The organism is Variovorax multivorans, from assembly GCF_051216835.1.
GTDB lineage: Bacteria > Pseudomonadota > Gammaproteobacteria > Burkholderiales > Burkholderiaceae_C > Variovorax.
In genome coordinates this window covers 52,041-77,013 of sequence record NZ_JBPJZL010000002.1, presented here as the reverse complement: position 1 = coordinate 77,013, position 24,973 = coordinate 52,041, and the positions used below count along the sequence as shown (strand labels likewise).

25 protein-coding genes are annotated in these 24,973 nt (G+C 66.9%); 11 read left to right on the top strand and 14 right to left on the bottom strand.

All coding sequences use genetic code 11. The features are described 5' to 3' along the window. Positions 1–29 precede the first annotated feature (29 nt). The 4 genes from ACSFCA_RS03915 (at position 30) to ACSFCA_RS03900 (ending at position 4,358) form a co-directional block, all read left to right on the top strand. Positions 30–1,283: a Zn-dependent hydrolase gene (locus ACSFCA_RS03915; RefSeq protein ID WP_435458699.1), complete on the top strand. Its 1,254-nt coding sequence runs from the start codon at positions 30–32 to the stop codon at positions 1,281–1,283. A gap of 20 nt (positions 1,284–1,303) precedes the next feature. After that, the gene (locus ACSFCA_RS03910; RefSeq protein WP_435458698.1) at positions 1,304–2,398 is read left to right on the top strand and encodes an ABC transporter substrate-binding protein; all 1,095 of its coding nucleotides are present in this window, start codon (positions 1,304–1,306) and stop codon (positions 2,396–2,398) included. Beyond that, positions 2,395–3,888, top strand: coding sequence for a M81 family metallopeptidase (locus ACSFCA_RS03905; RefSeq protein ID WP_435458697.1), 1,494 nt, complete (start codon positions 2,395–2,397; stop codon positions 3,886–3,888). The genes ACSFCA_RS03910 and ACSFCA_RS03905 overlap by 4 nt, the downstream gene beginning before the upstream one ends. Positions 3,889–3,980: 92 nt before the next feature. Beyond that, positions 3,981–4,358, top strand: coding sequence for a nuclear transport factor 2 family protein (locus tag ACSFCA_RS03900; RefSeq protein ID WP_258350536.1), 378 nt, complete (start codon positions 3,981–3,983; stop codon positions 4,356–4,358). 28 nt (positions 4,359–4,386) lie between these two features. On the opposite strand, the gene ACSFCA_RS03895 is transcribed toward ACSFCA_RS03900, so the two are convergent. Continuing rightward, on the bottom strand, positions 4,387–5,532 hold the full coding sequence (locus ACSFCA_RS03895) for a helix-turn-helix domain-containing protein (protein WP_435458696.1): 1,146 nt from the start codon (positions 5,530–5,532) through the stop codon (positions 4,387–4,389). 178 nt (positions 5,533–5,710) lie between these two features. On the opposite strand from ACSFCA_RS03895, the gene ACSFCA_RS03890 reads away from it, so the two are divergent. From ACSFCA_RS03890 to ACSFCA_RS03860, 7 genes are all read left to right on the top strand, one after another. Further along, positions 5,711–6,208 (top strand): (2Fe-2S)-binding protein, encoded by a 498-nt coding sequence (locus ACSFCA_RS03890; protein WP_093050034.1) that lies wholly within the window; start codon positions 5,711–5,713, stop codon positions 6,206–6,208. 13 nt (positions 6,209–6,221) lie between these two features. After that, positions 6,222–8,606 carry a xanthine dehydrogenase family protein molybdopterin-binding subunit gene (locus ACSFCA_RS03885; RefSeq protein ID WP_258350533.1) on the top strand — a complete coding sequence of 795 codons (2,385 nt, stop codon included), beginning with the start codon at positions 6,222–6,224 and terminating at the stop codon, positions 8,604–8,606. Between the two features lie 20 nt (positions 8,607–8,626). Next, positions 8,627–9,418, top strand: a complete 792-nt coding sequence (locus tag ACSFCA_RS03880; protein ID WP_258350532.1) for an FAD binding domain-containing protein — start codon at positions 8,627–8,629, stop codon at positions 9,416–9,418. Positions 9,419–9,485: 67 nt separating this feature from the next. Then, a complete protein-coding gene (locus ACSFCA_RS03875; protein WP_435458695.1) occupies positions 9,486–10,376 on the top strand; it encodes an AAA family ATPase in 891 nt (296 codons plus the stop codon). Further along, positions 10,373–11,593, top strand: coding sequence for a vWA domain-containing protein (locus ACSFCA_RS03870; RefSeq protein ID WP_435458694.1), 1,221 nt, complete (start codon positions 10,373–10,375; stop codon positions 11,591–11,593). The genes ACSFCA_RS03875 and ACSFCA_RS03870 overlap by 4 nt, the downstream gene beginning before the upstream one ends. A gap of 33 nt (positions 11,594–11,626) precedes the next feature. Beyond that, positions 11,627–12,307 (top strand): SRPBCC family protein, encoded by a 681-nt coding sequence (locus ACSFCA_RS03865; RefSeq protein WP_435458693.1) that lies wholly within the window; start codon positions 11,627–11,629, stop codon positions 12,305–12,307. A 14-nt stretch (positions 12,308–12,321) separates the two neighbouring features. Then, positions 12,322–13,344 (top strand): XdhC family protein, encoded by a 1,023-nt coding sequence (locus ACSFCA_RS03860; protein WP_258350528.1) that lies wholly within the window; start codon positions 12,322–12,324, stop codon positions 13,342–13,344. A gap of 56 nt (positions 13,345–13,400) precedes the next feature. On the opposite strand, the gene mnhG is transcribed toward ACSFCA_RS03860, so the two are convergent. The 13 genes from mnhG to ACSFCA_RS03795 form a co-directional block, all read right to left on the bottom strand. After that, positions 13,401–13,757, bottom strand: coding sequence for a monovalent cation/H(+) antiporter subunit G (mnhG, locus tag ACSFCA_RS03855; protein ID WP_093050066.1), 357 nt, complete (start codon positions 13,755–13,757; stop codon positions 13,401–13,403). After that, positions 13,754–14,032 (bottom strand): K+/H+ antiporter subunit F, encoded by a 279-nt coding sequence (locus ACSFCA_RS03850; RefSeq protein ID WP_093050069.1) that lies wholly within the window; start codon positions 14,030–14,032, stop codon positions 13,754–13,756. Before ACSFCA_RS03850 ends, mnhG begins: the two co-directional genes overlap by 4 nt. Further along, entirely contained in the window at positions 14,029–14,520 is a 492-nt protein-coding gene (locus tag ACSFCA_RS03845; RefSeq protein WP_093075295.1) for a Na+/H+ antiporter subunit E, read from the bottom strand. The genes ACSFCA_RS03850 and ACSFCA_RS03845 overlap by 4 nt, the downstream gene beginning before the upstream one ends. Continuing rightward, entirely contained in the window at positions 14,517–16,172 is a 1,656-nt protein-coding gene (locus tag ACSFCA_RS03840; RefSeq protein WP_258355339.1) for a monovalent cation/H+ antiporter subunit D, read from the bottom strand. The genes ACSFCA_RS03845 and ACSFCA_RS03840 overlap by 4 nt, the downstream gene beginning before the upstream one ends. A gap of 41 nt (positions 16,173–16,213) precedes the next feature. Continuing rightward, the gene (locus ACSFCA_RS03835) at positions 16,214–16,564 is read right to left on the bottom strand and encodes a Na+/H+ antiporter subunit C (RefSeq protein ID WP_093050075.1); all 351 of its coding nucleotides are present in this window, start codon (positions 16,562–16,564) and stop codon (positions 16,214–16,216) included. After that, positions 16,564–19,512 (bottom strand): monovalent cation/H+ antiporter subunit A, encoded by a 2,949-nt coding sequence (locus ACSFCA_RS03830; protein WP_435458692.1) that lies wholly within the window; start codon positions 19,510–19,512, stop codon positions 16,564–16,566. The genes ACSFCA_RS03835 and ACSFCA_RS03830 overlap by 1 nt, the downstream gene beginning before the upstream one ends. Positions 19,513–19,589: 77 nt before the next feature. Continuing rightward, positions 19,590–19,967 (bottom strand): fluoride efflux transporter CrcB, encoded by a 378-nt coding sequence (gene crcB / locus ACSFCA_RS03825; RefSeq protein WP_093075291.1) that lies wholly within the window; start codon positions 19,965–19,967, stop codon positions 19,590–19,592. 41 nt (positions 19,968–20,008) lie between these two features. Then, entirely contained in the window at positions 20,009–21,322 is a 1,314-nt protein-coding gene (locus ACSFCA_RS03820; RefSeq protein WP_093050084.1) for a TRAP transporter large permease, read from the bottom strand. Between the two features lie 5 nt (positions 21,323–21,327). After that, the gene (locus tag ACSFCA_RS03815) at positions 21,328–21,861 is read right to left on the bottom strand and encodes a TRAP transporter small permease (protein ID WP_093075288.1); all 534 of its coding nucleotides are present in this window, start codon (positions 21,859–21,861) and stop codon (positions 21,328–21,330) included. A gap of 3 nt (positions 21,862–21,864) precedes the next feature. Continuing rightward, complete coding sequence (locus ACSFCA_RS03810; RefSeq protein ID WP_435458691.1) at positions 21,865–22,833, bottom strand: TRAP transporter substrate-binding protein; 969 nt, start codon at positions 22,831–22,833, stop codon at positions 21,865–21,867. A 143-nt stretch (positions 22,834–22,976) separates the two neighbouring features. Then, entirely contained in the window at positions 22,977–23,297 is a 321-nt protein-coding gene (locus tag ACSFCA_RS03805; protein WP_435458690.1) for a ComEA family DNA-binding protein, read from the bottom strand. A gap of 137 nt (positions 23,298–23,434) precedes the next feature. Next, positions 23,435–24,604, bottom strand: a complete 1,170-nt coding sequence (lapB, locus tag ACSFCA_RS03800) for a lipopolysaccharide assembly protein LapB (protein WP_093050096.1) — start codon at positions 24,602–24,604, stop codon at positions 23,435–23,437. After that, complete coding sequence (locus ACSFCA_RS03795; protein ID WP_258350523.1) at positions 24,594–24,929, bottom strand: LapA family protein; 336 nt, start codon at positions 24,927–24,929, stop codon at positions 24,594–24,596. Before ACSFCA_RS03795 ends, lapB begins: the two co-directional genes overlap by 11 nt. Positions 24,930–24,973 lie beyond the last annotated feature (44 nt).

Here is a 24,973-nt window from a genome sequence, read left to right as displayed (position 1 = left end):
CCCGCAACACTCATCTTTATCGCAAAGCCATGAACTCACACACTGAACTCCGCATCGACGGCCAGCGGCTCTGGAACTCGCTGATGGAACTGGCGCAACTCGGCGCCACCGAGAAAGGCGGCGTCTGCCGCATCGCGCTGACCGACCTCGACCGCCAGGGCCGCGACCTGTTCGTGCGCTGGGTGCGCGAGGCGGGCTGCGAAGTCCGCGTGGACGCCATCGGCAACATCTTCGCGCGCCGCGCCGGCCGCAACAACGCGCTGCCGCCCGTCACCACCGGCAGCCACATCGACACGCAGCCCACCGGCGGCAAGTTCGACGGCAACTACGGCGTGCTCGCGGGGCTCGAGGTGATCCGAAGCCTGAACGACGCGAAGATCGAAACCGAGGCGCCGCTCGAAGTGGCGGTATGGACCAACGAAGAGGGCTCGCGCTTCGTGCCCGTGATGATGGGCTCCGGCGTGTTCGCCGGTGCGTTCACGCTCGAGCATGCACTGGTGCAGTGCGACAACGACGGCGTCAGCGTGTCCGATGCGCTGGCTTCCATCGGCTACGCGGGCAGCACGCCCGCGTCGGCAACAACATCGCCGGTGGGTGCGTACTTTGAGGCGCACATCGAGCAGGGCCCGGTGCTTGAAGCCAACGAGCGCGTGATCGGCGTGGTCGAGGGCGCTCTCGGCCAGCGCTGGTACAACGTGGTGGTGCAGGGCATGGAAGCCCATGCCGGCCCCACGCCGATGGAGCTGCGCAAAGACGCGCTGCTGGCCGCTTCCGAACTCGTGATCGAGGTCAACCGCATTGCGCTCGCCCACGCGCCGCATGGGCGCGGCACGGTCGGCTGGATCGACAACTACCCGAACTCGCGCAACGTGATCCCGGGCCGCGTGAAGCTCAGCGTCGACCTGCGCGCGGCCGACGACGTGGTGCTGCTGGCCATGGACGCCGAACTGAAAGAAGCCGTGCAGCGCATCGCGACGAAGGGCAAGGTCGAGATGTCGGCGGAGCAGGTCGTGTATTTCCAGCCGCAGCCCTTCACACCAAAGCTGGTGTCGGCCGTGCGCGAAGCCGCGCAGGCGCAGGGCATGACCTGGATGAACGTGATCAGCGGGGCAGGCCACGACGCGGTGTACCTCGCACGCGTGTGCCCCACGGCCATGATCTTCGTGCCCTGCCTCGACGGCATCAGCCACAACGAGATAGAGGACGCGCAGCCCGACCACCTCGAAGCCGGCTGCAATGTGCTGCTGCAGGCCATGCTGCAAAGCGCGGGAGTCGCATCGTGAAGGCGTGGAGCCGCGCCCTGATGGCGCTTCTCCTCGCGTGGTCCGTGGTGCCGGCAGGCGCTTCCGAACCCATCCTGGTGGGCCAGTCCGCGGTGCTGACGGGCCCGCTGGCGCCCAACAGCCTCGCGTTCATGGAAGGCCAGACACTGCTGTTCGACCAGCTGAACAAGGCCGGCGGCATCGGCGGGCGGCCCGTCAAGATGATCACGTACGACGATGTCTATGCGGCCGACAAGGCCGCGGCCAACGCCGAGAAGCTGCTGGGCACCGACCGCGTGGTCTGCCTCTTCGGAACCATGGGCACCGGCATTGGCGCGGCCATGGCGCCCGTGGCGGCGAAGTACGACAGCTTCATCTTCGGCGGGTTGACCGGTGCCGCGGTGCTGCGCGGGCCGAAGGTGCCGATCTATCACGTGCGCGAGTCGTACGCCGACGAAGTGCGGCGCGTGATGACCCACCTGGCGACGGTGGGCCTGACGCGCATCGCCATCGTCTCGAGCGACGACGCCTACGGCAAAGGCATCGAGAAGGACGCAATAGACGCGCTCCAGAAGAACGGGCTGTCCCAGGTGCTGGCACTGCGCTTCGATCCGCAGGAAAAGGAACCGACGCGCGCCGCGCAGCAGATCATTGCCAGCGGTGCGCAGGCCGTGTACGTCATTGCGGCAGGCATGCCGGCGATCAACATCATCAAGGCGCTGGTCGCCGCGCCGATTCATCCGCAGATCTACACGAACTCGGTGGCCAGTTCTTTCCTGCTCTACAAGGAGCTCGGCGAGAAGAGCCGCGGCATCGTGCTGTCGCAGGTGATGCCGCCGTTCTGGAAGACCCGCTTCCCGATCGTCGACGAGTACCAGCGCGCGCGCAAGAATGCGGGCAGCGAGGGCGAGGGCTCCTACCTGGGCCTGGAGGGCTACATCACGGCCAAGGCGTTTGCGGAAGCGCTGCAGCGCGTGAAGGGGCCGATCACCACCGAATCGCTCAGGCGAACCATCGAGACTTCACCGCCCATGAACCTGGGCGGCTACATGCTGACGTTCAAGGCCGACAACCGCAACGGTTCGAATTTCGGCGACATCACGATGCTGGCAACCGGTGGGAAGTTTGCTCAATGAAAGTTTTGATAGCGCGTCTCAACCACGAGACCAACACCTTCTCGCCCGTGCCCACGCCGCTCGCGGCCTTCGGACCCGACGGGCCGACCTTCGGCGAGCAGGCTTACCGCGACAACAAGGGCATGCGCACCGCGATGTCGGCCTTCATCGACCTGGCCGAAGCGGCTGGCGCCGAACTCGTCACACCGGTGTCGGCTTCGGCCAACCCGAGTGGGCCGGTCGATGCGCAGGCCTACACGCTGCTGACGCAAAGCATCGTCGATGCGGCCCCGGGCTGCGATGCCATCCTGCTCGACCTGCACGGCGCGATGGTGGCGCAGAACAGCGCCGACGGCGAAGGCGACCTGCTGGTGCGCCTGCGTGCGGCGGCACCGGGCGTGCCCATCGGCGTGGCGCTCGACCTGCATGCCAACGTCACGCCCGAGATGGTCGGCAACGCGGACGTGATCGTCGGCTTCAAGACGTATCCGCACATCGACATGTACGAAACCGGCGAGCATGCCGGCCGACTGATGTTCGACCTGCTGGCCGGACGCAGCAAGCCGGCGATGCGCTGGCACCGGCTGCCGCTGATGGCGCACACGCTGCGCAGCGCGTCGTTCACCGGCGCGATGCAGCGTGCGATCGAGGCGGCGCGCGAGGCCGAGAAGTCGGAGTCGCTCGCGGTGTCGATCCTGGCGGGCTTCTCGCTGTCGGACATCGAGTCGCCGTGCATGAGCGTGATCGTCGTCGACGCGCAATCACCCGAGCGCGCGCAGGCCACGGCCGACCGCATCGCCGCGCAGATGTGGAGCGAGCGCGAGGCCTTCATCTACCGTAGCGAACCGTTGGCGCAATCGATCGCGCGCGCCAGGCTCATCGCCGAGGGTGCGACGCGCCCGGTGCTGCTGCTCGACCATGGCGACAACTGCATGTCCGGCGGCAGCTGCGACACCATGGATGTGCTGCAGGAGGCACTGGCGCAGGGGCTGCATGGCATCGGCGTGGGGCCGCTGTGCGATCCAGAAGCGGTGGCGCAACTGGTCGAGGCGGGCGAGGGCGCGCAGGTGACTGTGGCGCTCGGCAACAAGGTCTCGCTCGAAGGCATCGGCCTCTCGAAGACGCCGGTGCGCCTGACGGGCACCGTGCGAACCATCAGCGACGGCGAGTACGTGATCACCGGCCCCACCTACACCGGCCAGCGCAGCAGCATGGGGCGCACGGTGCTGTTCGACATCGGCACGGCGCGCATTGTGGTGACCGAGCGCACGCAGGAGCCGTGGGACATCGGCGTCTTCGAATGCGCGGGGCTCGATCCGCGGACCGAGCGCTTTCTGCTGCTCAAGTCGCGCATGTATTGCCGGCCGGTGTTCGAGCCGCTGTCGGCCGCGCTGGTGGAGTGCGACAGCCCGGGCGTCACGAGTTCGGACTACAGCCTGTTCCCCTTCAGCAAGGTGCGCCGGCCTGTGTTTCCGCTGGATGCGAACGCCTCGATGGACGCTGCGGCATGACCTGACAGGTCATCGACGCGAATCGCGTGCGACGCGACCATTCCTTCACCCCGCGATGTTGCGGGTCGAAACCCTCGAAAGGAATCGTCATCATGAACACCGCCGCACACGATGCCACCGCGATTGCCCAACGCTACATCGCCGTCTGGAACGAAACCGACGCCGCGCGCCGCGCCGCGCTGATTGAAGCCGGGTGGACCGCCAACGCCCGCTACGTGGACCCGATGGCGCAGGCCAGCGGGCACGAGCAGATCAGTGCGCTGGTTGGCGTGGTGCACCAGCGCTACCCGGGCTTTCGCTTCAACTTGCTGGGCAAGGCCGATGCGCATGGCGACCACCTGCGTTTCTCATGGACGCTGGGTCCGAGCGGAGCGGAAGACCTGATTCAGGGCACCGACTTCGTCCAACTCGACGCTGGCAAGCTCCGCTCGGTGACGGGCTTCCTGGACAAGGTGCCGGTCGGCGCCTGAGTCTGAACGAAAGCTGAACGGCTGGCGCTCAATCCGGCGCGCCGGCAGGCCGTCCACGCCACAGCTTGCGGTAGACGGTCGCCCGGCTGATGCCCAGGGCCCGCGCGGCTTCCGCCACATTGCCGCGCGCATCGGCCACCGCCTTGCGGATCAGCGCGGTTTCCACATCGCGCAGCCGCGGGCGGGTGTCGGACACGGGCCCGCCCGCCGTGGCGCCGGTGTCGCTGCGCTGGGGCCGCACCTGCACCCGCAGACCCGACCAGAGCGGCACTTCGAGTACAGCATCGCTGCGCCGGGCCGCGTCGAACATCATGTGCAGCGGCAGCGCGAACAGGTCATTGAAGTGCAAGGCGTGCTCGCTGCGCGGCAGCGGCTGGTGCAGCATCTGCCGGGCTGCCGCGTTGGCGCCCATGACACTGCCGGTTGCGTCGATGCACAGCAGCCCCTCGGTGGCTTCGCTGTTCGTGTTGCCGGGCCATGCCAGGTGCAGCAGCAGCTCGCAGGGCTCGCGCATCACCAGCATGTTCTCGATGCTGCGCGCCGACAGGGTGGCCAGGTGGCGCAGCTCGGGCCGCTCGACCACCTGCACGCCGGTCAGGTCGAGCATGCCGATGCAGTCGCCACGGGGGCCGAAGAGCGGGGCACCGGCGCAGCTGTAGACGCTGGTGTCGTCGAAGAAATGCTCGCCGCGGTGCAGCCACACCGATTCCTGCTCGGCCAGCGCGGTGCCAATGGCGCTGGTGCCGATGGCGCGCTCTGACAGATCGACGCCGACGCGCCCGATGTCGCGCGCGTAGCGGCTCGCGGCGTCGGCACCGTCGGGCAGGTTGCCCACGTCGATGACGATACCGTCGGCATCGGTCAGCACGGCGAAATAGCGGGTGTCGGCAATGGCGCGCGAGAGCCGCTCTATTACCGGGCGGGCCGCCGAGATCAGCGCCCGGTTGCGCTCGGCGACGTCGCAGCTGGCCGAGCGGCTCACCGGATCGAAGCTGACTCGCTGCTGCGGCCGGCGGCCGGCCTCGATGCAGCGCTGCCATGAACGGGTGATCCACGAATCGACGCAGGCCGCGCCGCGCGCCCGGGCGGCCGACTCGCCCTCGATCACTTCACGGCGGGCTTGGGCAATGGCCAGGGAACGCTCAGGCGGTGGCGAAACGATAGAGACGGGCATCGTGGTTTTTCGCGCGTGTGGGGAGGCTTTTCCTGGCTCGCCGGACGGCAAGCTGTTTCATTTTGAGAATTTCGCGCGGTCTGTGCAAGTGTCAAGGGTTTTGCCTAGGATAGTGCGAAAGGTCGGCATCCAAGATGCTTTTGCTGAAACAGCCATCACCTTTAACGGAGACAGCCAAATGCAGGTCGCTTTCAAGGTCAACGGCCGTCAGGTCACGGTCGACGCTCCTCCCAACACCTTCCTCGTCTACGCCATCCGGGAGCACCTCCATCTCACCGGTACCCACGTCGGCTGCGACACAGCCCAGTGCGGTGCCTGCACTGTCCACGTGAACGGCCGGGCCGTCAAATCATGCAATGTGCTGGTCGCCCAGGCTGCCGGCGCGGACATCACCACCATCGAGGGCATTGCCGAGGCTGACGGCACCATGCACCCCATGCAGGCGGCCTTCAAGGAATGCCACGGCCTGCAGTGCGGTTTCTGCACCCCGGGCATGGTCATGAGCGCCATCGACCTGTGCACCCACCACCCCAAGTCGAGCGAGTCGGAAATCCGCGAACTGCTCGACGGCAACCTGTGCCGCTGCACGGGCTACCAGAACATCGTGAAGGCAGTGAAGATGGGCGGCGAGGCAATGGCCTCTGGCACTCCCGTCAAGACAACCGTAACGGCATGAAGGGAGCGACATCATGGGTGCTTCCGACTTCTCCAACCTGCCGCACATCGGCGAGGCTCTGCGGCGCAAGGAAGACTACCGCTTCCTGACCGGCGCCGGCAACTACACCGACGACATCACGCTGGCCAACCAGAGCCATGCGGTCTTCGTGCGCTCGCCGCACGCCCATGCCGCCATCAAGTCGATCGACATTGCCGAGGCAATGAAGATGCCCGGTGTGATCGGTATCTTCAGCGGCAAGGACATCGAAGGAAAGATGGGCGGGCTGCCCTGCGGCTGGCTCATCAACAACCCCGACGGCACCCCGATGAAGGAGCCGATGCACCCGATCCTCGCGATCAAGAAGGTGCGCTACGTGGGCGACCATGTCGCGATGGTCGTGGCCGAGACGGTCGAGCAGGCCAAGAACGCCGCTGAAGCGGTGGTGGTCGACTACGACGTGCTGCCCGCGCTCGTGAGCGTGGCCGATGCGGCGAAGAAGGCCGGCGGCGCGGTGCTGCACGACGAGGCGCCCGACAACCAGTGCTACAAGTGGGCGCTGGGCGACAAAGCGGCGGTCGATGCGGTGTTTGCCAATGCCGCGCACGTCACCAAGCTCGACCTGGTCAACAACCGGTTGATTCCCAATCCGATCGAGCCGCGCGTGGCCATCGGCAGCTACAGCCGGGGCACCGACGACTACACGCTCTACGTGTCCAACCAGAACCCGCACGTCGAGCGCCTGCTGATGACGGCCTTCGTGCTGGGCCTGCCGGAGCACAAGGTGCGCGTGATAGCGCCCGATGTGGGCGGCGGCTTCGGCTCCAAGATCTTCCTGTATGCAGAAGACGTGTGCCTGACCTGGGCTGCCAAGCAGCTCAACCGCAACATCAAGTGGACGGCCGAGCGCTCGGAGTGCTTCCTGTCTGACGCGCACGGCCGCGACCATGTGAGCCACGCCGAAATGGCGATGGACAAAGACGGCAAGTTCCTCGCGCTGCGCGTGCATACAGACGCCAACCTCGGAGCTTACCTGTCGACCTTCTCGACCGCGGTGCCGACCATCCTTTACGCCACGCTGCTGGCGGGCCAGTACACCACGCCGCAGATCTACGTCGAGGTCGATGCCTGGTTCACCAACACCGCGCCGGTCGATGCCTATCGCGGGGCGGGGCGGCCCGAGGCCACCTATCTGCTGGAGCGGCTGGTGTCGCGCTGCGCGTGGGAAATGAAGCTGGGGCAGGACGAGATTCGCAAGCGCAACTTCATCAGCACCTTCCCGTACCAGACGCCGGTGGCGCTGCAGTACGACACGGGCGACTTCCACGCCTGCATGGACAAGGCCCGCGTGCTAGCCGAGGTCGATGGCTTCGCGGCGCGTAAGTCAGCCACCGAGGCCAAGGGCAAGCTGCGCGGCATCGGCTACTCGAGCTACATCGAGGCTTGCGGCATTGCGCCGTCGAACATCGCCGGGGCGCTCGGCGCGCGGGCGGGTTTGTTCGAATGCGGCGAGATCCGCGTGCACCCGACCGGCAGCGTGACGGTGTTCACCGGCTCGCACAGCCATGGCCAGGGCCATGAAACGACCTTCGCACAGGTGGTAGCGGCGAGGCTGGGCATTCCGGTCGAGAACGTCGACGTGGTGCACGGAGACACCGGTCGCGTGCCCTTTGGCATGGGCACCTACGGTTCGCGCTCCATCTCGGTGGGCGGCGCGGCCATCATGAAGGCGCTCGACAAGATCGAGACCAAGGCCAAGAAGATCGCCGCGCACCTGATGGAAGCGAGCGACGCCGACATCGAGTTCGCCAACGGCGAGTTCACGGTCAAGGGCACCGACAAGAAGATCCCCTTCGGCCAGGTGGCGCTCACGGCCTACGTGCCGCACAACTACCCGCTCGACAAACTGGAGCCGGGCCTGAACGAAACCGCCTTCTACGACCCGACCAACTTCACCTTTCCGGGCGGCACCTACATCTGCGAAGTCGAAGTCGACAAGCAAACCGGCGAAGTCAAGGTCGACCGTTTCACCGCGGTGGACGACTTCGGCACCATCATCAACCCGATGATCGTCGAGGGCCAGGTGCACGGCGGGCTGGTGCAGGGTATCGGTCAGGCGCTGCTCGAAAACTGCGTCTACGACAACGAAACGGGCCAGCTGCTCACCGGCAGCTTCATGGACTACGCCATGCCACGAGCAGGCGACTTTCCGCAATTCAAGCTCGACACCGTGTGCACCCCGTGCACACACAACCCGCTAGGCACCAAGGGCTGCGGCGAAGCGGGGGCCATCGGCTCGCCGCCGGCCGTGATCAATGCGGTGCTCGACGCGCTGGCGCCGCTGGGCGTCAAGGATTTCGACATGCCTGCCTCTCCCAGCCGCGTCTGGGAAGCGATGCAGGCCGCGGCCCAACACTAAAACAAAGAAGGAATCACACCATGTATGCCTTCACACTCGAACGGCCCACCACCGTGGCCGATGCGGCCAAACTCGTTGCCGCCGGTGCCAAGCCGCTGGCGGGCGGCCAGACCCTGCTGGCTTCGATGAAGCTGCGGCTCTCGGCCCCCGAACAGCTGGTGGACCTCAGCGGCATCAAGGAACTCACCGGCATCACGAAGAACGGCAACGCCATCACCATCGGCGCCATGTCGCGTCACCTCGACGTGGCGAACAATGTCGACGTGAAGGCCTCCTATCCGGCGCTGGCCGACCTGGCTTCGCGCATCGGTGACCGGCAGGTGCGCGCGATGGGCACCATCGGCGGCTCGGTGGCCAACAACGACCCAGCGGCGTGCTATCCCAGCGCGGTGCTCGCCTCGGGCGCGACCGTGATCACGTCGAAGCGCGAGATTGCCGCCGACGATTTCTTCCTGGGTCTGTTCACCACGGCGCTGGAAGAAGACGAGCTGATTACCGCGATCCGCTTTCCCATTCCGAAGCGCGCCGTTTATGAAAAGCTGCGCCAGAAGGCGTCGAACTTTCCGCTGGTCGGCGTGTTCCTTGCGCAATACGACAGCGGCGTGCGCGTGGCGATCACCGGCGCGGGCAACGGCGTGTTCCGTCATGCCGGGCTGGAAGATGCGTTGAACAAGAGCTTCACCGCGGCCGCCGCCGCAGCGGTGAAGATCGACGCGAGCGATCTCAACAGCGACCTGCATGCCTCGGCCGCGTACCGTGCGAACCTGATCAGCGTGCTGACGCAACGCGCGGTGACCAAGGCCCTGGGCTGAGCAGGCTGGCACTGCCAACCACGGCCAGGAAGGCGCGACACTCTCGCGTCTTCCGCTACGCTTCGCCATGATCTTTCCGACCATCGATTCCCTCTCCGAAGCTTTGGTGCAGGCCGGCTACTTCGCCGACCGGCGACTGGCCACGGCCGTGTTTCTCGCGCTCAAGCTGCAGCGCCCGCTGCTGCTCGAAGGCGAGCCCGGCGTCGGCAAGACCGAGCTGGCGAAGGCGCTGTCGACCGCGCTGAGCCGCGAGCTGCTGCGGCTGCAGTGCTACGACGGTCTGGAGCAGCGCGAAGCTCTCTACGAATGGAACTACGCAGCGCAGCTGCTGCACATGCGCGCGGCCGAGGCTACGGGCGCGGCGCGCGATGTGGAAGCCGAGGTCTACCAGCCGCACTACCTGATCCGCCGCCCGCTGCTGCAGGCACTGCAGACGCCGCTGCCGGGCGCCGTGCTGCTGATCGACGAAGTAGACCGCGCCGACGAGCCCTTCGAGGCCTTCCTGCTCGAGTACCTGGGCGAGTACCAGGTGAGCATTCCGGAGCTGGGCACGGTGCGCGCCGTGGTGCCGCCCGTCACCATCCTCACGAGCAACCGCACGCGCGAGCTCAACGATGCGGTCAAGCGCCGCTGTCTTTATCACTGGCTCGACTATCCCGAGCGAGAGCGCGAGCTGGCGATCGTGCGCGCCCAGGTGCCGCAGGCGGGCGAGAAACTGTCGGCGCAGGTGTCGGCCTTTGTCGCGCGGCTGCGCGAGGCGCCGTTCGTCAATGCCTTCCAGCGCGCGCCCGGCATCGCCGAGAGCGTCGAATGGGCGAGGGCGCTGATTGCGCTCGACACCGTCGAGCTCGACCCCGAGGTGGTGGTCGACACCGCCGGCATCCTGTTCAAGCAGCGCGACGACGTGGCCGCGCTGACGCGGGAGCTGGCGTCGGACCTGCTCAAGCCCGAGGCATGACGACCACCGGCATTCAGCAACTCGGCGACGTCCGCAGCGGCAAGCTCGCCGGCAACATCACCGCCTTCGGCCGTGCGCTGCGCCGCGCCGGCGTGCGCACCGACGCCATGCGCATCGCGCTGGCCGCCGAAGCGGCCACGCTGGTGGGCGTGGAAGACCGGCTCGACCTGAGCGCCGCGATGGAAGCCGTGATGGTGAGCCGCGAGCAGGACCGCATGGTGTTCCGCGAACTCTTCGACGCCTGGTTCCGCGATCCGGAGCTGGCCAACAAGCTGCTCGCGCAGATGCTGCCGAGTGCCGAAGGCAAGGCCGAGCCATCGAAGCGCCGGCCGCGCGTGCGCGAGGCGCTCACCGCGCCGCGCAACCCCGCCAAGCCGGCCGAGCCGGCCAAGCCCGACCGCGAAGTCGAGTTCGACGCCGCCATGACTTCGAGCGACCGCCAGCGCCTGCAGCATGCGGACTTCAACGCGCTCGGCGCTTCCGAATACCGGCTGGTCGAACGGCTCGCACGCGACATCAGGCTGCCGATTCCCGAGCTGCCGTCGCGCCGTCTGCGCGTGGCCGGCGATGCGGGCCGGCAGCATGCGCGCATGCATTGGCCAGGCGTGTTGCACGAGGCGGCGCGCACGGGCGGCGAGATCCTGCGGCTGCCCAAGCTGGCCCGGCGCCAGCAGCCCTTGCCGCTGCTGGTGCTGGTCGACGTGTCGGGCTCGATGGAACGCTATGCGCGGCTGCTGCTGGCCTTTCTGCACGCAGCGACCCGCCGGGCTGGTCGGCGCGACGTGTTTGCCTTCGGCACCCGCCTGACCGACCTGACCCCCGCCTTCCGGCTCGCCGACACCGACGCCATGCTCGGCGCCGCCAGCCTCGCCATCGACGACTTCGCGGGCGGCACCCGGTTGGGCAGCTCTTTGACCGAATTGCGCCGCGCTCACACCCGCCGCCTGACCGGCCGCCGCACGCTGGTGCTGGTGATCAGCGATGGCCTCGACACTGGCGAGCCGTCGCTGCTGGAGCAGGAGCTGCTCTGGCTCAAGCGCCATTCGCGCCGCCTGCTGTGGCTCAACCCCTTGCTGCGCTTCGAGGGCTACGCCCCTCTGGCGCGTGGGGCCAGCGTGCTGCACCGGCAAGCAGACGCGATGCTGGCGGTTCACAATCTCAGCGCACTCGAGCAGCTCGCAGCGAGCCTGGCCGCGCTGATGCGGTCCGGCCGCTAGCGTCGCCCGGGAAGGAAGACAAAGGAACCCACCATGGAAATGCTCGGAAACCGCCGCCTCGGCATCACCCAACAACAGGCCTGGGAAGCGCTCAACGACCCCGAGACGCTGAAGAAGTGCATTCCCGGTTGCGACAAGTTCGAGCTCACGGGCGACAACCAGTACAGCGTTGCGCTAGCAGTCAAGATCGGCCCGGTGTCGGCCAAGTTCAACGGCAAGGTGATGCTGTCGGACATCGTGGCGCCCGATGGCTACAAGCTGACATTCGAAGGGCAGGGCGGCGTGGCAGGGTTCGCCAAGGGCTCGTCGAGTGTCTCGCTCAAGCCGGTGGCGGTTGAAGCTCCTGTCGACGCGGCACCGGCCGAGTCTGCTGTCGCGCATGAAGCCGGGGCCGCATCGCCTCCTGCCGTCCCCGGCTGCGAGCTCGACTACACCGTGCAGGCCCAGGTCGGCGGCAAGATCGCCCAGCTCGGCCAGCGCCTGATCGACGGCGCCGCCAAATCGACCGCCGACGATTTCTTCAAACGCTTCGAGGCCGAGATGCAGAGCCGTTACGGCCCACCGCCCACGCCCGTCGTGGAAGCCACCGCCGAAGCGCCTGTAGAGAAGGCCGGAATGATGTCCGGCCTCATGAAGAAGATCGGCCTCGGCAAGAAGGACGACAACAGCGACAACAAGGACGCGCCCGCCGCACCCGGCGACGCCAGCAGCTAGGAGCCGGCCGCGCCATGGAAAACCTCGACGTCATGGTGCTGCGTACGCTGCGTGATTGGCGGCGTGCCGGCAAGCGCGCGCTGCTGACGACCGTTGTGCGCACCTGGGGCTCGTCGCCCCGGCCCGTGGGTTCGATCATGGCGCTGGCCGAAGACGGCGCGGTGGTCGGCTCGGTCTCGGGTGGCTGCATCGAGGACGACCTGATCGCGCGTTACAGCCACGCCCATGGCAAGGGCGAAGACGTGCCGCTGGGCGCGCCTCCCGCGCTCGTGAAGTATGGCATCACCGCCGACGAGGCACACCGCTTCGGACTGCCCTGCGGCGGCACGCTGGAGCTGCTGCTCGAATACGCGCCCGATGCCGATTCGCTCGACCTGCTGGTCGCGCAGCTGGAACAAGGCAAGCTCATGCAGCGCACGGTGACGCTCGCCACCGGCGCGGTGCGGCTCGCCGAGGCGAAAGCCCCCGACGAGCTCAGCGTGAACGAGGTCGAGCTCACCAACACCTTCGGCCCCGAGTACCGCATGCTGCTGATCGGCGCCGGCCAGCTGGCCGAGTACCTCGCGACGATGGCCAAGTTCAGCGGCTTTGCCGTGACGTTGTGTGATCCGCGCGCCGAATACCGCACCGCGTGGTCGCTGCCCGGCGTGCACATCACGACCGAGATGCCCGACGACGCGGTGCTGGCCTTCAAGCCCGATCGCCGCAGCTGCGTGGTGGCGCTCACGCACGACCCCAAGCTGGACGACCTCGCGCTGCTCGAAGCGCTGCAGAGCGAAGCCTTCTACGTCGGCGCCATCGGCTCGCGCCGCAATGCCGACGCGCGGCGCGACCGCATGATCGAGCACTTCGACCAGACCGAAGAATCTCTCGCGCGGCTGCGTGGGCCTATCGGCATCTACATCGGTAGCAAGACGCCGCCGGAGATCGCGGTGAGCGTGATGGCCGAGATACTGGCTGTGAAGAATGCGGTGACGTTGCCGCGTGAGGTCGAGGTGGCGCGGGCCAAGGAGATGCAGCAGCTGCTGCCGAGCTGATTTGCCTTTTTCGGGGTGAGCGCGAATGACACCGGGTACTCCCCTCCGCCAATGAATCAGCCCGACTTTGCCTCGGGCGGCACGTCGCCACCCTTTTGCCGCTCGCGGAACAGCGCCGCACGCATCAAAAAGATAGTGGTGATCGGCGCCGTGAGCGCAATGAACAGCACGATCAGCACCGCGTGAAGGAACAGGCTGAAGCCCTGCACCGAGAAATACACGATGGTGGCGACCGTCATGCACCACACGCCCACTGTCGCGCCGAGCGTGGGCGCATGGATGCGGCGGAAGAAGGTGGGCAGCCGCACCAGGCCGAATGAACCGATCGCCGCGAAGGCCGCGCCCAGCACAGCAAACACGGCGGTGATGATCTCGGCCCACAGCGGCAGCGGGCCCACGATGAAGTCCGTCATTCGATCACCTCCCCGCGCAGCAGGAACTTGGCCATGGCCGTGGAGCCGACGAAGCCGAACAGCGCGATCAGCAGCGCCGCCTCGAAGTAGACGTTGCTCGCGTAGATGATGCCGAGCACCAGCATCATCAGCATGCCGTTGATGTAGAGGCAGTCGAGGGCCATCACGCGGTCTTGCGCGCTCGGGCCTATCAGCAGCCGCGAGAGTGCGCACAGCATGGCCACGGCCAGCAGGAAGAGCGCGAACTTCAGGGCCCAGAAGAGGATGGGTGTCATGACTCGAAGATCTCCATCAGGGGGCGCTCGTAGCGCTGCTTTATCAGTGCAACGAAGGCGGCCTCGTCGTCCACGTCGAACACGTGGATCAGGAGCGTGCTGCGGTCGAACGACACTTCGCCCCAGGCGGTGCCGGGCGTGAGGCACATCACCATGGCCAGCACCGCGAGCCCGTTGGGGTCGCGCATGTCGAGCGGAATCTGCACGAACTTCGAGGCGATGCGCGAGGTGCGCCGCGTGAGCAGCAGACGGGCCACGTCGTACGCCGACTTCAGCATGTCGAAGGTCACGACGAAGGACAGCCGCAGCGCAACGCCGGGCCGGCGCATGCGCACCGCAGCCGGGCGCAGGCCCTCGGTGAGCAGCGGCACCGCGATGGCGAGGATCAGGGCCGCCAGCAGCGTGGCGGCGTCGAGCGACTGGTTGAGCAGCAGCCAGACGATGAACAGCGCGAACGACAGCGACGGAGAAGGAATCAGGCGCTTCATGGGGCCGTGCCTTCCTTCTTCACAGGGTTCGGTATCTGCCGCGCGCCCAGCACCGCGTTGCGATATGGCGTGGGGGTCTTCAGTCCGTCCGCGGTGGCCCTGGCGTGCTGCATGACAGGTCCGGCCCACACGGTCAGCGCCACGCTGGCCGCGAGCAGCGCAGCCACCGGCAGCACTTCGAGCGCGGGCAGCGAGGGCATGGTGGGGTGAAGCTGCGTCCAGAAGTGGCGAATGCCGGTGCGGCTCAATGCAATCAGCGAGAGGAAGCCTGAGGCAATCAGCAGCGCAAGAAAGATCCAGCCGGCGGTGCCAATCGCCTTGGCGCCGAGCATGCCCGAGAGCATCGCGAACTTGCCGATGAAACCCGACAGCGGCGGCAGGCCCGCGAGCAGCAACGTGCAGCCCATGAAGCTCAGGCCCAGGAAGGCAACGCCAGCGGGAATCGCGCGGCCGTAGAGCGCTTGTGCCTCGTCGTCGAGGTTCACGTCGTTGAGTGCGCGCAGGTCTTCGGCGAGGAAGGGCGCATTGCCGGCCGCCTCGTGTGGCGCCACGCTCATGCCCGCGTTGCGCCAGCGCTCGATCATGTCGGTCAGCAGGAAGAAGGCGCTGACCGCCAGCGTGGAGCTCAGCAGGTAGTACAGCGCGCCAGCCCACACGGCAGGCTGTCCGAGCCCGACCGCCGCGAGCAGGGTGCCCGCGGATACCAGCACGCTGAAGCCCGCGAGGTTCGACAGCCGCTGCGTGCCGACGATGCCCAGCGCCCCCACGAACAGCGTGGCAAGGCCCACGCCGACCAGCGCCGCCTGCCCGAAGGCGGCGGAGTCGCCGGTGTCGGGTGCGAACAGCACGGTCCACAGCCGCAGGATCGTGTAGACGCCGAGCTTGGTCAGCAGTGCGAACACCGCCCCCACGGGCGACACCGACGCGCTGTAGGCCGGCACCAGCCAGAAGTTGAGCGGCCATGCGCCGGCTTTGGCGAAGAAGGCGGTCGCGAGAATGGCCGCTGCCGCATGCACCAGGCCGCGGTCGCCCGGTGCGAGTTCGGCGATGCGCACGCCGAGATCGGCCATGTTGAGCGTGCCGGTCACGCCGTAGAGGATGGCCGCGCCAATCAGGAACAGCGACGACGCAGCGAGGTTGATCGCGATGTAGTGCAGCCCCGCCTGCACGCGCAGCCGCCCCGAGCCGTGCAGCAGCAGGCCGTACGAGGCCGCGAGCATCACCTCGAAGAAGACGAACAGGTTGAACAGGTCGCCCGTGAGGAAGGCGCCGTTCAGGCCCATGAGCTGCAGTTGCAGCAGCGGATGGAAATGCACGCCCGCGCGGTCCCAGCGCGAGGTGGAATAGATCGACGCGGCAAAGGCGATCACGCCCGTGAGCGCGACCATCATGGTCGAGAGCCGGTCGGCCACCAGCACGATGCCGAAGGGTGCGCGCCAGTTGCCCGGCAGGTAGACGCCGATGGAGCCGGGCCCGCCGCCGGTGTCGGCCGCGTTCACCCAGCGCAGCAGCGCAAGCGCGGCAAGCAGGCCGACGAGGCCCGAGACCACGCTCAGGGCCGACTTGGTGCGCCGCCGGTTCTCGCCCAGCAGCAGCATGAGCGCGGCCGTGAGCATGGGCACGAGGATCGGCACCGCCACCAGGTGCGGCATGCTGAACTCGAGCAGTTCGTCGAGCAGGTGGAAGATCTCTTTCACTCTGCCTCCTGCCGTTCTTCACCGTCCACGTGGTCGGTGCCGGTGAGGCCGCGCGAGGCGAGCATCACAACGAGGAACAGCGCCGTCATCGCAAAGCCGATCACGATGGCCGTCAGCACCAGCGCCTGCGGCATCGGGTCGGCCGTGTTGGCCAGCGTGGAGGTGAGGCCCTTGATGAGCACCGGCTCGCTGTCGACCTTGAGCCGGCCCATGCTGAAGATGAACAGGTTGACCGCATAAGAGATCAGCGTCAGGCCCATGATGACCTGGAAGGTGCGAGGGCGCAGCAGCATGTACACGCCAGAGCCGGTGAGCACGCCGATGGCGAGTGCGAGCACGATTTCCATCAGCTGGCTCCCCCTGCGGCGACAGCAGCCGCGGCGGCTTCGGCTTCTTTCTCGGCCTGCTCGTCGGCCCAGCGGTGGCTTCGTATCGACTGGTGGGCCAGCGCGGTCAGGATCAGCATGGTGGCGCCGAGCACCAGCGCGAACACGCCGATGTCGAAGAAGAGGGCGCTGGGCACGTGCACTTCGCCCAGCAAAGGCAGATGCAGGTGCGCGGTGTGCGTGGTCAGGAAGGGATAGCCGAAGAACATCGCGCCACCGCCGGTGGCCAGCGCCAGCAGCAGGCCGGTGGCGATCCAGCGGCGCGGGTAGATGCGCAGATGCTCTTCCACCCACTCGGTGCCCGACACGATGAACTGCAGCACCAGTGCGACCGACATCACCAGCCCCGCGACGAAGCCGCCGCCCGGCGCGTTGTGGCCGCGCATGAAGAAGTAGACCGACACCAGCGCCGCCAGCGGCAGCACCAGCCGCACCAGCACGGCCGGCACCATCAGGTAGCCGACGGCGGTGTCCTTGGCGCGGCGCGGGTTCAGCAGGTCGCTGCTGCCGTCGTCGACCTGCAGGCGCTGCTGGACCGGCAGGGCCATCGATTCGAGGGCAGGGCGGAAGCGCCGCAGCAGCGCATACACGGTGAGCGCCACGATGCCCAGCACGGTGATCTCGCCGAAGGTGTCGAAGCCGCGGAAGTCGACCAGCATCACGTTGACCACGTTGGTGCCGCCGCCCTCGGTGAGCGCGTGTTCGAGGAAGAAGGGCGAGATGCTCTGCGGGAAGTTGCGCGTCATCATGGCCCACGCCAGCGAGGCCATGCCGCCGCCGGCGATGGTGGCCACCAGCAGGTCGCGTCCGCGCCGGCCCCAGGGCCGCAGCCGCGCGCGCGCAGGTTGAATGACGTCCTTGCTGCGCATCGGCAGCCAGCGCAGGCCCAGCAGGATGAGCACCGTGGTCACGGCCTCGACCACCAGTTGGGTCAACGCGAGGTCGGGTGCCGAGAACCAGATGTAGGTCACGCAAGAGACCAGCCCCGCACCCGAGGCCAGCATCAGTGCCGCCAGCCGATGGAACTTGGCCTGCCACGCGGCGGCCAGCGCGCAGGTGCCGCCGATGATCCAGGTCATTGCGAACATCGGCGAGAAGGGCAGCAGCTCGCGCGTGCCAAGTGCGGCGGGCGCGGCCCACAGGGAAGCCGCGGCGCCCGCCACGGCCACGACCACCAGCAGCAGCAACTGCCACTGCAGCCGGCGCGTGCCGAACAGGCGGCGGCTGCGCCGGCCCGCCTCGCTCAGCAGCGCGAGCAGGTGCTCGAAGATGACCTGGCCGTCGAAGCGGTGCAGCAGCGGCGTGTGCTCGAGGCCACCGCTCGCGCGCCGGCGGCGCTGCAGCAGGTACAGCGCGCCGCCGCCCACCAGCGCCACGAAGCTCATCAGCAGTGGCAGGTTGAAGCCGTGCCACACGGCCAGGCTGTACTCGGGCAGCGTGCCACCGACGACCGGCGTGGCGGCCGCCGCCAGCATCGGGCCGACCGACCACGCCGGCACCACGCCCACCACCAGGCACAGCAGCACCAGCAGCTCGACTGGCACGCGCATCCAATGCGGCGGCTCGTGCGGGTGCTTGGGCACCTCGTCGCCGCAGGGCGGGCCGAAGAACACGTCGAACACGAAGCGCGCCGAATACGCCACGCTGAAGATGCCGGCGATGGTGGCGATGACCGGCAGGCTGAAGTCGACCCACGGTGTCGACTGGATGAACACCGTCTCGGCGAAGAACATTTCCTTCGAGAGAAAGCCGTTGAGCAGCGGCACGCCGGCCATCGAAGCGCTGGCGATGATGGCTAGCGTGCCCGTGATGGGCATGAGCCGCATCAGGCCGCTGAGCTTGCGGATGTCGCGCGTGCCGGTCTCGTGGTCGATGATGCCGGCCGCCATGAACAGCGACGCCTTGAAGGTCGCGTGGTTCATCACGTGGAAGACCGCTGCCACCGCCGCGAGCGGGCTGTTCAGGCCCAGCAGCAGCGTGATGAGCCCGAGGTGCGAGATGGTCGAGTAGGCCAGCAGCGCCTTCAGGTCGCGCTGGAACATGGCGATGAAGCCGCCGAGCAGCAGCGTGACGGCGCCCGCGCCGCCCACCATCCAGAACCACTGCTCGGTGCCCGAGAGCACGGGCCACAGCCGCGCCATCAGGAACACGCCGAGCTTCACCATCGTGGCCGAGTGCAGGTAGGCCGATACCGGCGTGGGCGCGGCCATGGCGCGCGGCAGCCAGAAGTGGAACGGGAACTGCGCGCTCTTGGTGAAGGCGCCGAGCAGCACCAGCACCAGTGCGACCGGGTAGAGCGCATGTGCGCGAATGAGGTCGCCCGAGGCCAGCACCACGTCGAGCTCGTAGCTGCCGACGATGCGGCCCAGCACCAGCACGCCGGCCAGCAGGCACAGCCCGCCAGCGCCCGTGACGGTGAGCGCCATGCGGGCGCCGCGCCGCGCGTCGCGCCGGTGGTGCCAGTAGCCGATGAGCAGGAAGGAGAAGAGGCTGGTGAGCTCCCAGAACAGCACCATCTGAATGAGGTTGCCCGAGAGCACCACGCCCATCATCGCGCCCATGAACGCGAGGAAGAACGAGAAGAAGCGCGGCACCGGGTCGGAGGCCGACATGTAGTAGCGCGCATAGAGCACCACCAGCGCGCCGATGCCCAGCACCAGCATGCAGAACAGCCACGCGAAGCCGTCCATGCGGAACACGAGGTTCAGGCCGAGGGCCGGCAGCCATTCGATCTCTTGCCGCAGCACATTGCCATGCGCGATCTGCGGGAAGAACCAGGCAACCTGGATGGCGCAGCCCAGCGCGACCAGCCCCGCCAGCGTCGACTCCCTGTTGCGCGCGTTGGACGGCATCAACGCGGCCAGCACGCTGGCAATGAAAGGGAGTGCGACGAGAAAGACCAGGGGCATTGGGGTCGATTCTATCGGCCGACCCTATGGAAGGCCTTATCTATAACCGCAAGACATAAGGCAGTTTTTCGCTCGATTCAGGAGGAGAAAGCCTGCACCGTGCGCAACCCGAGCCAGGTCATGCAAAGCGAGCCACCCAGGTGCAGTGCGATCGTGCCCATCGCGAGGCCGAGCCTGCCGCCCATGAGCATGCCGACCACTTCCGCGGAGAAGCTGGAGAAGGTGGTGAGCGTGCCCAGGAAGCCGGTGATGACCATGAGCCGCCACGCGGGGTTGATGTCCGGCAGGCCGCTGAACACACCGATGGCCACGCCGATCAGGTAGCCGCCGATAAGGTTCACCGCCAGCGTGCCCCAGGGCAGGATGCCGCCGGGGTTGAGCCACAGGGCAAAGCCCCAGCGCATGAGGGCGCCGACACACGCGGCGAGGCAGATGACGAGGACATTCAGCAGCATGCCGGTGATTATCCGCAAGCTGCCGGACGGCCTTTCTCTTTCTACTTTTCCTTGCCCATCACCACATCGGGCAGGATCGTCACGATGCTCGGGAACAGCGTGATCAGCACGATGCACAGCACCAGGCAGAAGAAGAACGGAATCGCCGCCTTGGCGATCACGTTGCTGTCTTTCCCGGTCATGTTCTGCAGCACGAAGAGGTTGAAGCCCACCGGCGGCGTGACCTCGGCGATTTCGACCAGCAGCACGATGAAGATGCCGAACCAGATCAGGTCGAAGCCGGCCTTCTGGATCATCGGCAGCACCACCGCGCTGGTCAGCACGATCATCGAGATGCCGTCGAGCGCCGTGCCGAGCACCAGATACACGACTACCAGCGCGCCGATCAGCGCGTAGGGCGACAGGTGCATGCTGTCGACCCACTCCGCCAACTCGCGCGGAATGCCGGTGAAGGCCATGGTCTTGGTGAGGAACGCCGCGCCGGCCAGGATGAACATGATCATGCAGCTGGTGCGGGTGGCGCCCATGATGCCGTCCTTGAAGTTCTTCCAGGTCAGGCTGCGGCCCCAGGCCGCGATGGCCAGCGAGCCCAGCACGCCGAAGGCCGCGCACTCGGTGGCCGTGGCCCAGCCGGCCACCAGCACCCAGACGATGAAGACGATCAGCAGCGCGCAGGGAATCAGGTTGCCCGAGAGCCGGATCTTCTCCATGAAGGTGGTTGGCGGATCGGCCGGCGGCACCTGGTCGGGGTTGCGCAGGCTCCACCAGCCGATGTAGCCCGAGAACAGCAGCATCAGCAGAAAGCCCGGAAGAAAGCCGGCCAGGAAGATGCGGATGATCGACGCGTCGGCCGCTACGGCGTACACCACCATCGTGATCGACGGCGGAATCAGAATGCCCAGCGTGCCCGCGGTGGCGAGCGAGCCGATGGCCAGCTTCTCGTTGTAGCCGCGGCGCTTGAGCTCGGGCAGCGCCACCTTGGCGATGGTCGCGCAGGTGGCGGCCGACGAGCCCGAGACCGAACCGAACACGCCGCAGCCGAGGATGGTGGTGTGCATCAGCCGGCCGGGCACGCGGTTGAGCCAGGGGCGCAGGCCCTCGAACATCTCCTCGCTGAGCTTGGTTCTGAAAAGAATCTCGCCCATCCAGATAAAGAGGGGCAGTGCCGCAAGCTCCCAACTGGCGTTGCTTTCCCAGAAGGCCGAGAACAGGTTCTTGCCCGGCAGCGTGTTGGTGAAGAAGGCCTGGCCGACCCAGCCGACGATGGCCAGAGTCATCGCGATCCAGACGCCGCCCGCGAGCAGGAGCAGCATGATGGCGAGCAGCAGCGCGCCCATGAGCAGGGTTTCAAGCATGGGCGTCAGACGTCAGAGGAGAAATCACCGGCGGCATGCCGCTCTTCGATAGCGCGCTGGTAGCTGGGCTTCTCGCCGCGGACCACGCCGACAAGTTCGTCGACCATCGCGATAAGCAGCAGCCAGCAGCCGATGACGAAGGTCGATTGCGGAATCCAGATCGGAATGACGACGAGGCCGGTGGCCATTTCGGCGAACTCGTAGCTCTCGTAGGTGAAGCTGGTGGCCCAGTAGGTCAGGTAGGCCACGGACACCGACGCGATCAGCAGGCATGTCACGTCGAGGATGCGCCGCACCTTCGGCGGCACGGCTTCGAGCAGCAGCGTCACGCGCACGAAGTCGCCATGGCGGAATGCATGCGCCATCGCGAAGAACGCGGCAGCGGCGCACAGCCAGGCCACCACGTCGTTGAGCCCGCTCACGTGCCAGTTCATCTGCCGGCCCACGCCGGCCAGGATCATCAGCACGAAGATCAGGAACACGCAGAACGCGCCGAGCGCGCCTGCACCGTCGTACAGGCGGTCGAGAAAGCGGCGCACGGCTTACTTCTTTTTATAAGCGTCGACGATGGCTGCACCGTCGGCACCGGTGGCCTTGAGCCAGTCGGTCTGCATGATGCCGCCGACCTGGCGCATGTCGGCGTCGAGCTTGGGCGAGGGCTTGTGCACCTTCATGCCGCGCTCGGCGAGCAGGCGCTTGTACTCGTCGTTCTTCTCCTGCGCGACCTTCCAGCCGCGCACCTCGGCGTCGGCGGCCGCCTTGGTGACGGCTGCCTTGGTGGTGGCGTCGAGCGCGTCGAAGGCCTTGGCGTTGACGAGGATCGCGTTCTTCGGAATCCAGGCCTGCGTGTCGTAGAAGTTCTTGATGTGCTCGTAGGTCTTGGTGTCGTAGCCGGTGGAGCCCGAGCTCATGTAGCTCTCGATCACGCCCGTGGCCATGGCGGCGCTGAGTTCGGCCTGCTGGATCTGCACGGGCTGCGCGCCGATGAGCTCGGCGATCTTGGCGGTGGCCGGGCTGTAGGCGCGCCACTTGATGCCGCGCAGGTCGGCCACCGAGCCGATTTCCTTCTTGGTGTAGATGCCCTGCGGCGCCCACGGCACCATGAACAGCACCTTGATGCCCTGGGCCGCGAGCAACTTGTCCATGGCGGGCTTCGATGCGTCGTAGAGCTTTCTTGCCTCTGGGTAGGTGGTGGCGAGGAAGGGCACGCCGTCGAGCGCGTAGATCGGGTTCTCGTTCGCGTAGTTGGCCAGCAGGATCTCGCCGGCTTGTGCCTGGCCGCTCTGCACGGCGCGCTTGATCTCGGGCGCCTTGAACAGCGAGGCGTTGGCATGCACCGTGATCTTCACCTTGCCGCCCGTGGCTGCGTCGACGTCCTTCGCGAACTGCGTGATGTTTTCCGTGTGGTAGTTGGTGGCCGGGTAGGCCGTGGGCAAGTCCCACTTGGTCTGCGCGAAGGCTGCGGCGCCGAGGGTGAGGCCCGCGAGGGCAATGCCGAACTTGTGATTCATGTACGCGCTCCGGAATGGATTGAAAGCAAAACGAAAGGAAGCTTACGTGCAAATTCCGGACCACTTCCTGAGGCATTTCCCTGCCATGGCGCGCATGAAAAAGCCGCCCGAAGGCGGCTTTGCATATTTCTACCGGAGCGGAATCAGGGCTTGGCGGCCTTGGGAGCCTTCGCTTCCTTCGAGGCCACGGGTGCCGCATCACCGAAGCTCTTGCCATTGACCGTCAGGCCTTCGGCCGACAGCTTGGCCGCCTTCTTCTCCTTCACACCCTTGACGCGCTGCATGAGGTCGGGCCAGTCCTTGAACTCGCCTTCCTTGCGCGCTTCGAGGATGCGCTTGGACATCGACGGGCCAACGCCCTTGACGCCGTCGAGGTCGGCCTCGGTGCCTTTGTTGACGTCGACGGCGGCGAACGAAACGGCTGCGAACAGCAAGGCCGTGGTGGCCAGGATTTTCTTGAACATGATGAAAAACTCCCTCTTTTTTGTTGATGAGTGACAGCCGACAGAAACGTCGGCCCAGGCTCAACGAGGAGAGAAAGAAGGGCGTTGACGCGTGGAAGCTGTGCTGGCTTCGACGTGACCATTGTTCAGAAATGTGATCAGAGTTCTTCGACGCGGCGCGGCGGATAGCTGTCCCAGGCCTGGCAGCCAGGGCAGTGCCAGAAGTACTGGTGCGCCTCGAAACCGCAGGCTGCGCAGCGGTAGCGCATGAGCGGCCGGGTGGCCTGGTCGAGCGCGCGTTGCACTTGCGGATGGAACTGCTGGTGCTCGAAGTGCTCACCCGCGAGCCAGCGCGAGGCCGCGACCAGCGAGGGCTGCTGCGCGAGATGCGCGATGTAGCCATCGCGCGGCGTGGGGTTGGGTTCTTCGGCGGTGGCGGTCGGTGTGCCGCCGAGCGCCATCAGCGCCTCGAGCACGTCGATCGACGGCGACTCCACATAGCGGCGTTGCAGCAGCGCGAGCGCTTCGCCTTCGCGGTGCGCAGCCACGGCAGCCTGCTGCAGCGCGGCGGCGTAGAGCGGCAGTGCCAGCGGTGCGGTCTCGCTCAGGGCCACGAGCGTATCGAAGGCAGCGGCCGCTTCGCCGTTGCGCAACTGCAGGTTGGCCGTGTCGATGGCGGGGCGCGGTGCCTGCGGCGCGAGCTCGACGGCCTGCGCGAGCAGCTTTGCCGCGCCGGGCAGGTCGCCTGCCGCAACGCGCTCGGTCGCCTGCTCGCAGAGGTGATGCGCGCGGCGCGTGCTGTAGCTGGCCTGGTCTGATTCGTCGAGTTTCTGTGCCACGTCGGCAGCCTGTGCCCATTCTCGCGAGCGTTCGTAGATGGCCAGCAGCGACAGCCGCGCCTCGTTCTCGTAGCGCGTGCCCTCGAGCTTTTGCAGCGCGGCTTCGGCGCGGTCGAGCAGGCCGGCGCGCAGGAAGTCTTGTGCCAGCGCGTGCTGCGCGCGTTCGCGATCGCTGCGGCTCAGGTCGCCGCGGCCCAGCAGGTGCTCGTGCACTCGCACTGCGCGCTGGTACTCGCCGCGGCGGCGGAACAGGTTGCCGAGCGCGAAGTGCAGCTCCTGCGTGTCGGGGTCGTTCTGCACGGCTTCGATGAAGGCGTCGATGGCCTGATCCTGCTGTTCGTTGAGCAGGAAGTTGAGGCCGCGAAAGTAGGCCTTGGGGGCCTGGCGGTTCTCGAGCTTGAGTTGCCGGATGTCGAAGCGCGATGCGAGCCAGCCCAGCACGAAGGCGACGGGCAGGCTGATCAGCAGCCAGCTGGGATCAAAGTCCATGTTGACGTACGGCGGGGAGGTCGGTGGCGGAGATGGAGGGTGCGGCTGCCGGTGCAACCGCGGTGGTCGACGGCGTGGATGCCTGCGTTTCGGCAGCGGCAGGCAGTTGCGCCGCGGCGGTGCGGTGCTTCCACCAGCCGGGCAGCATGCCCAGTGCACCGACCACGAGCCCGCCGGCAAATGCCGCGAGCACGACGAGCACCAGCGGCGCACGCCAGTAGGTGCCGAAGAAGAAATAGACGGTCGCGTCGTGCTGGTTGTTCAGCGCGAAAGCGAAGAGCGTAAAAAAAATGGCTGCCTTGAGCAGCCACAGGAGGTATTTCATGCACGTTCCCGTTGGCGGGACGATTCTACGTTTGCAACCATCGG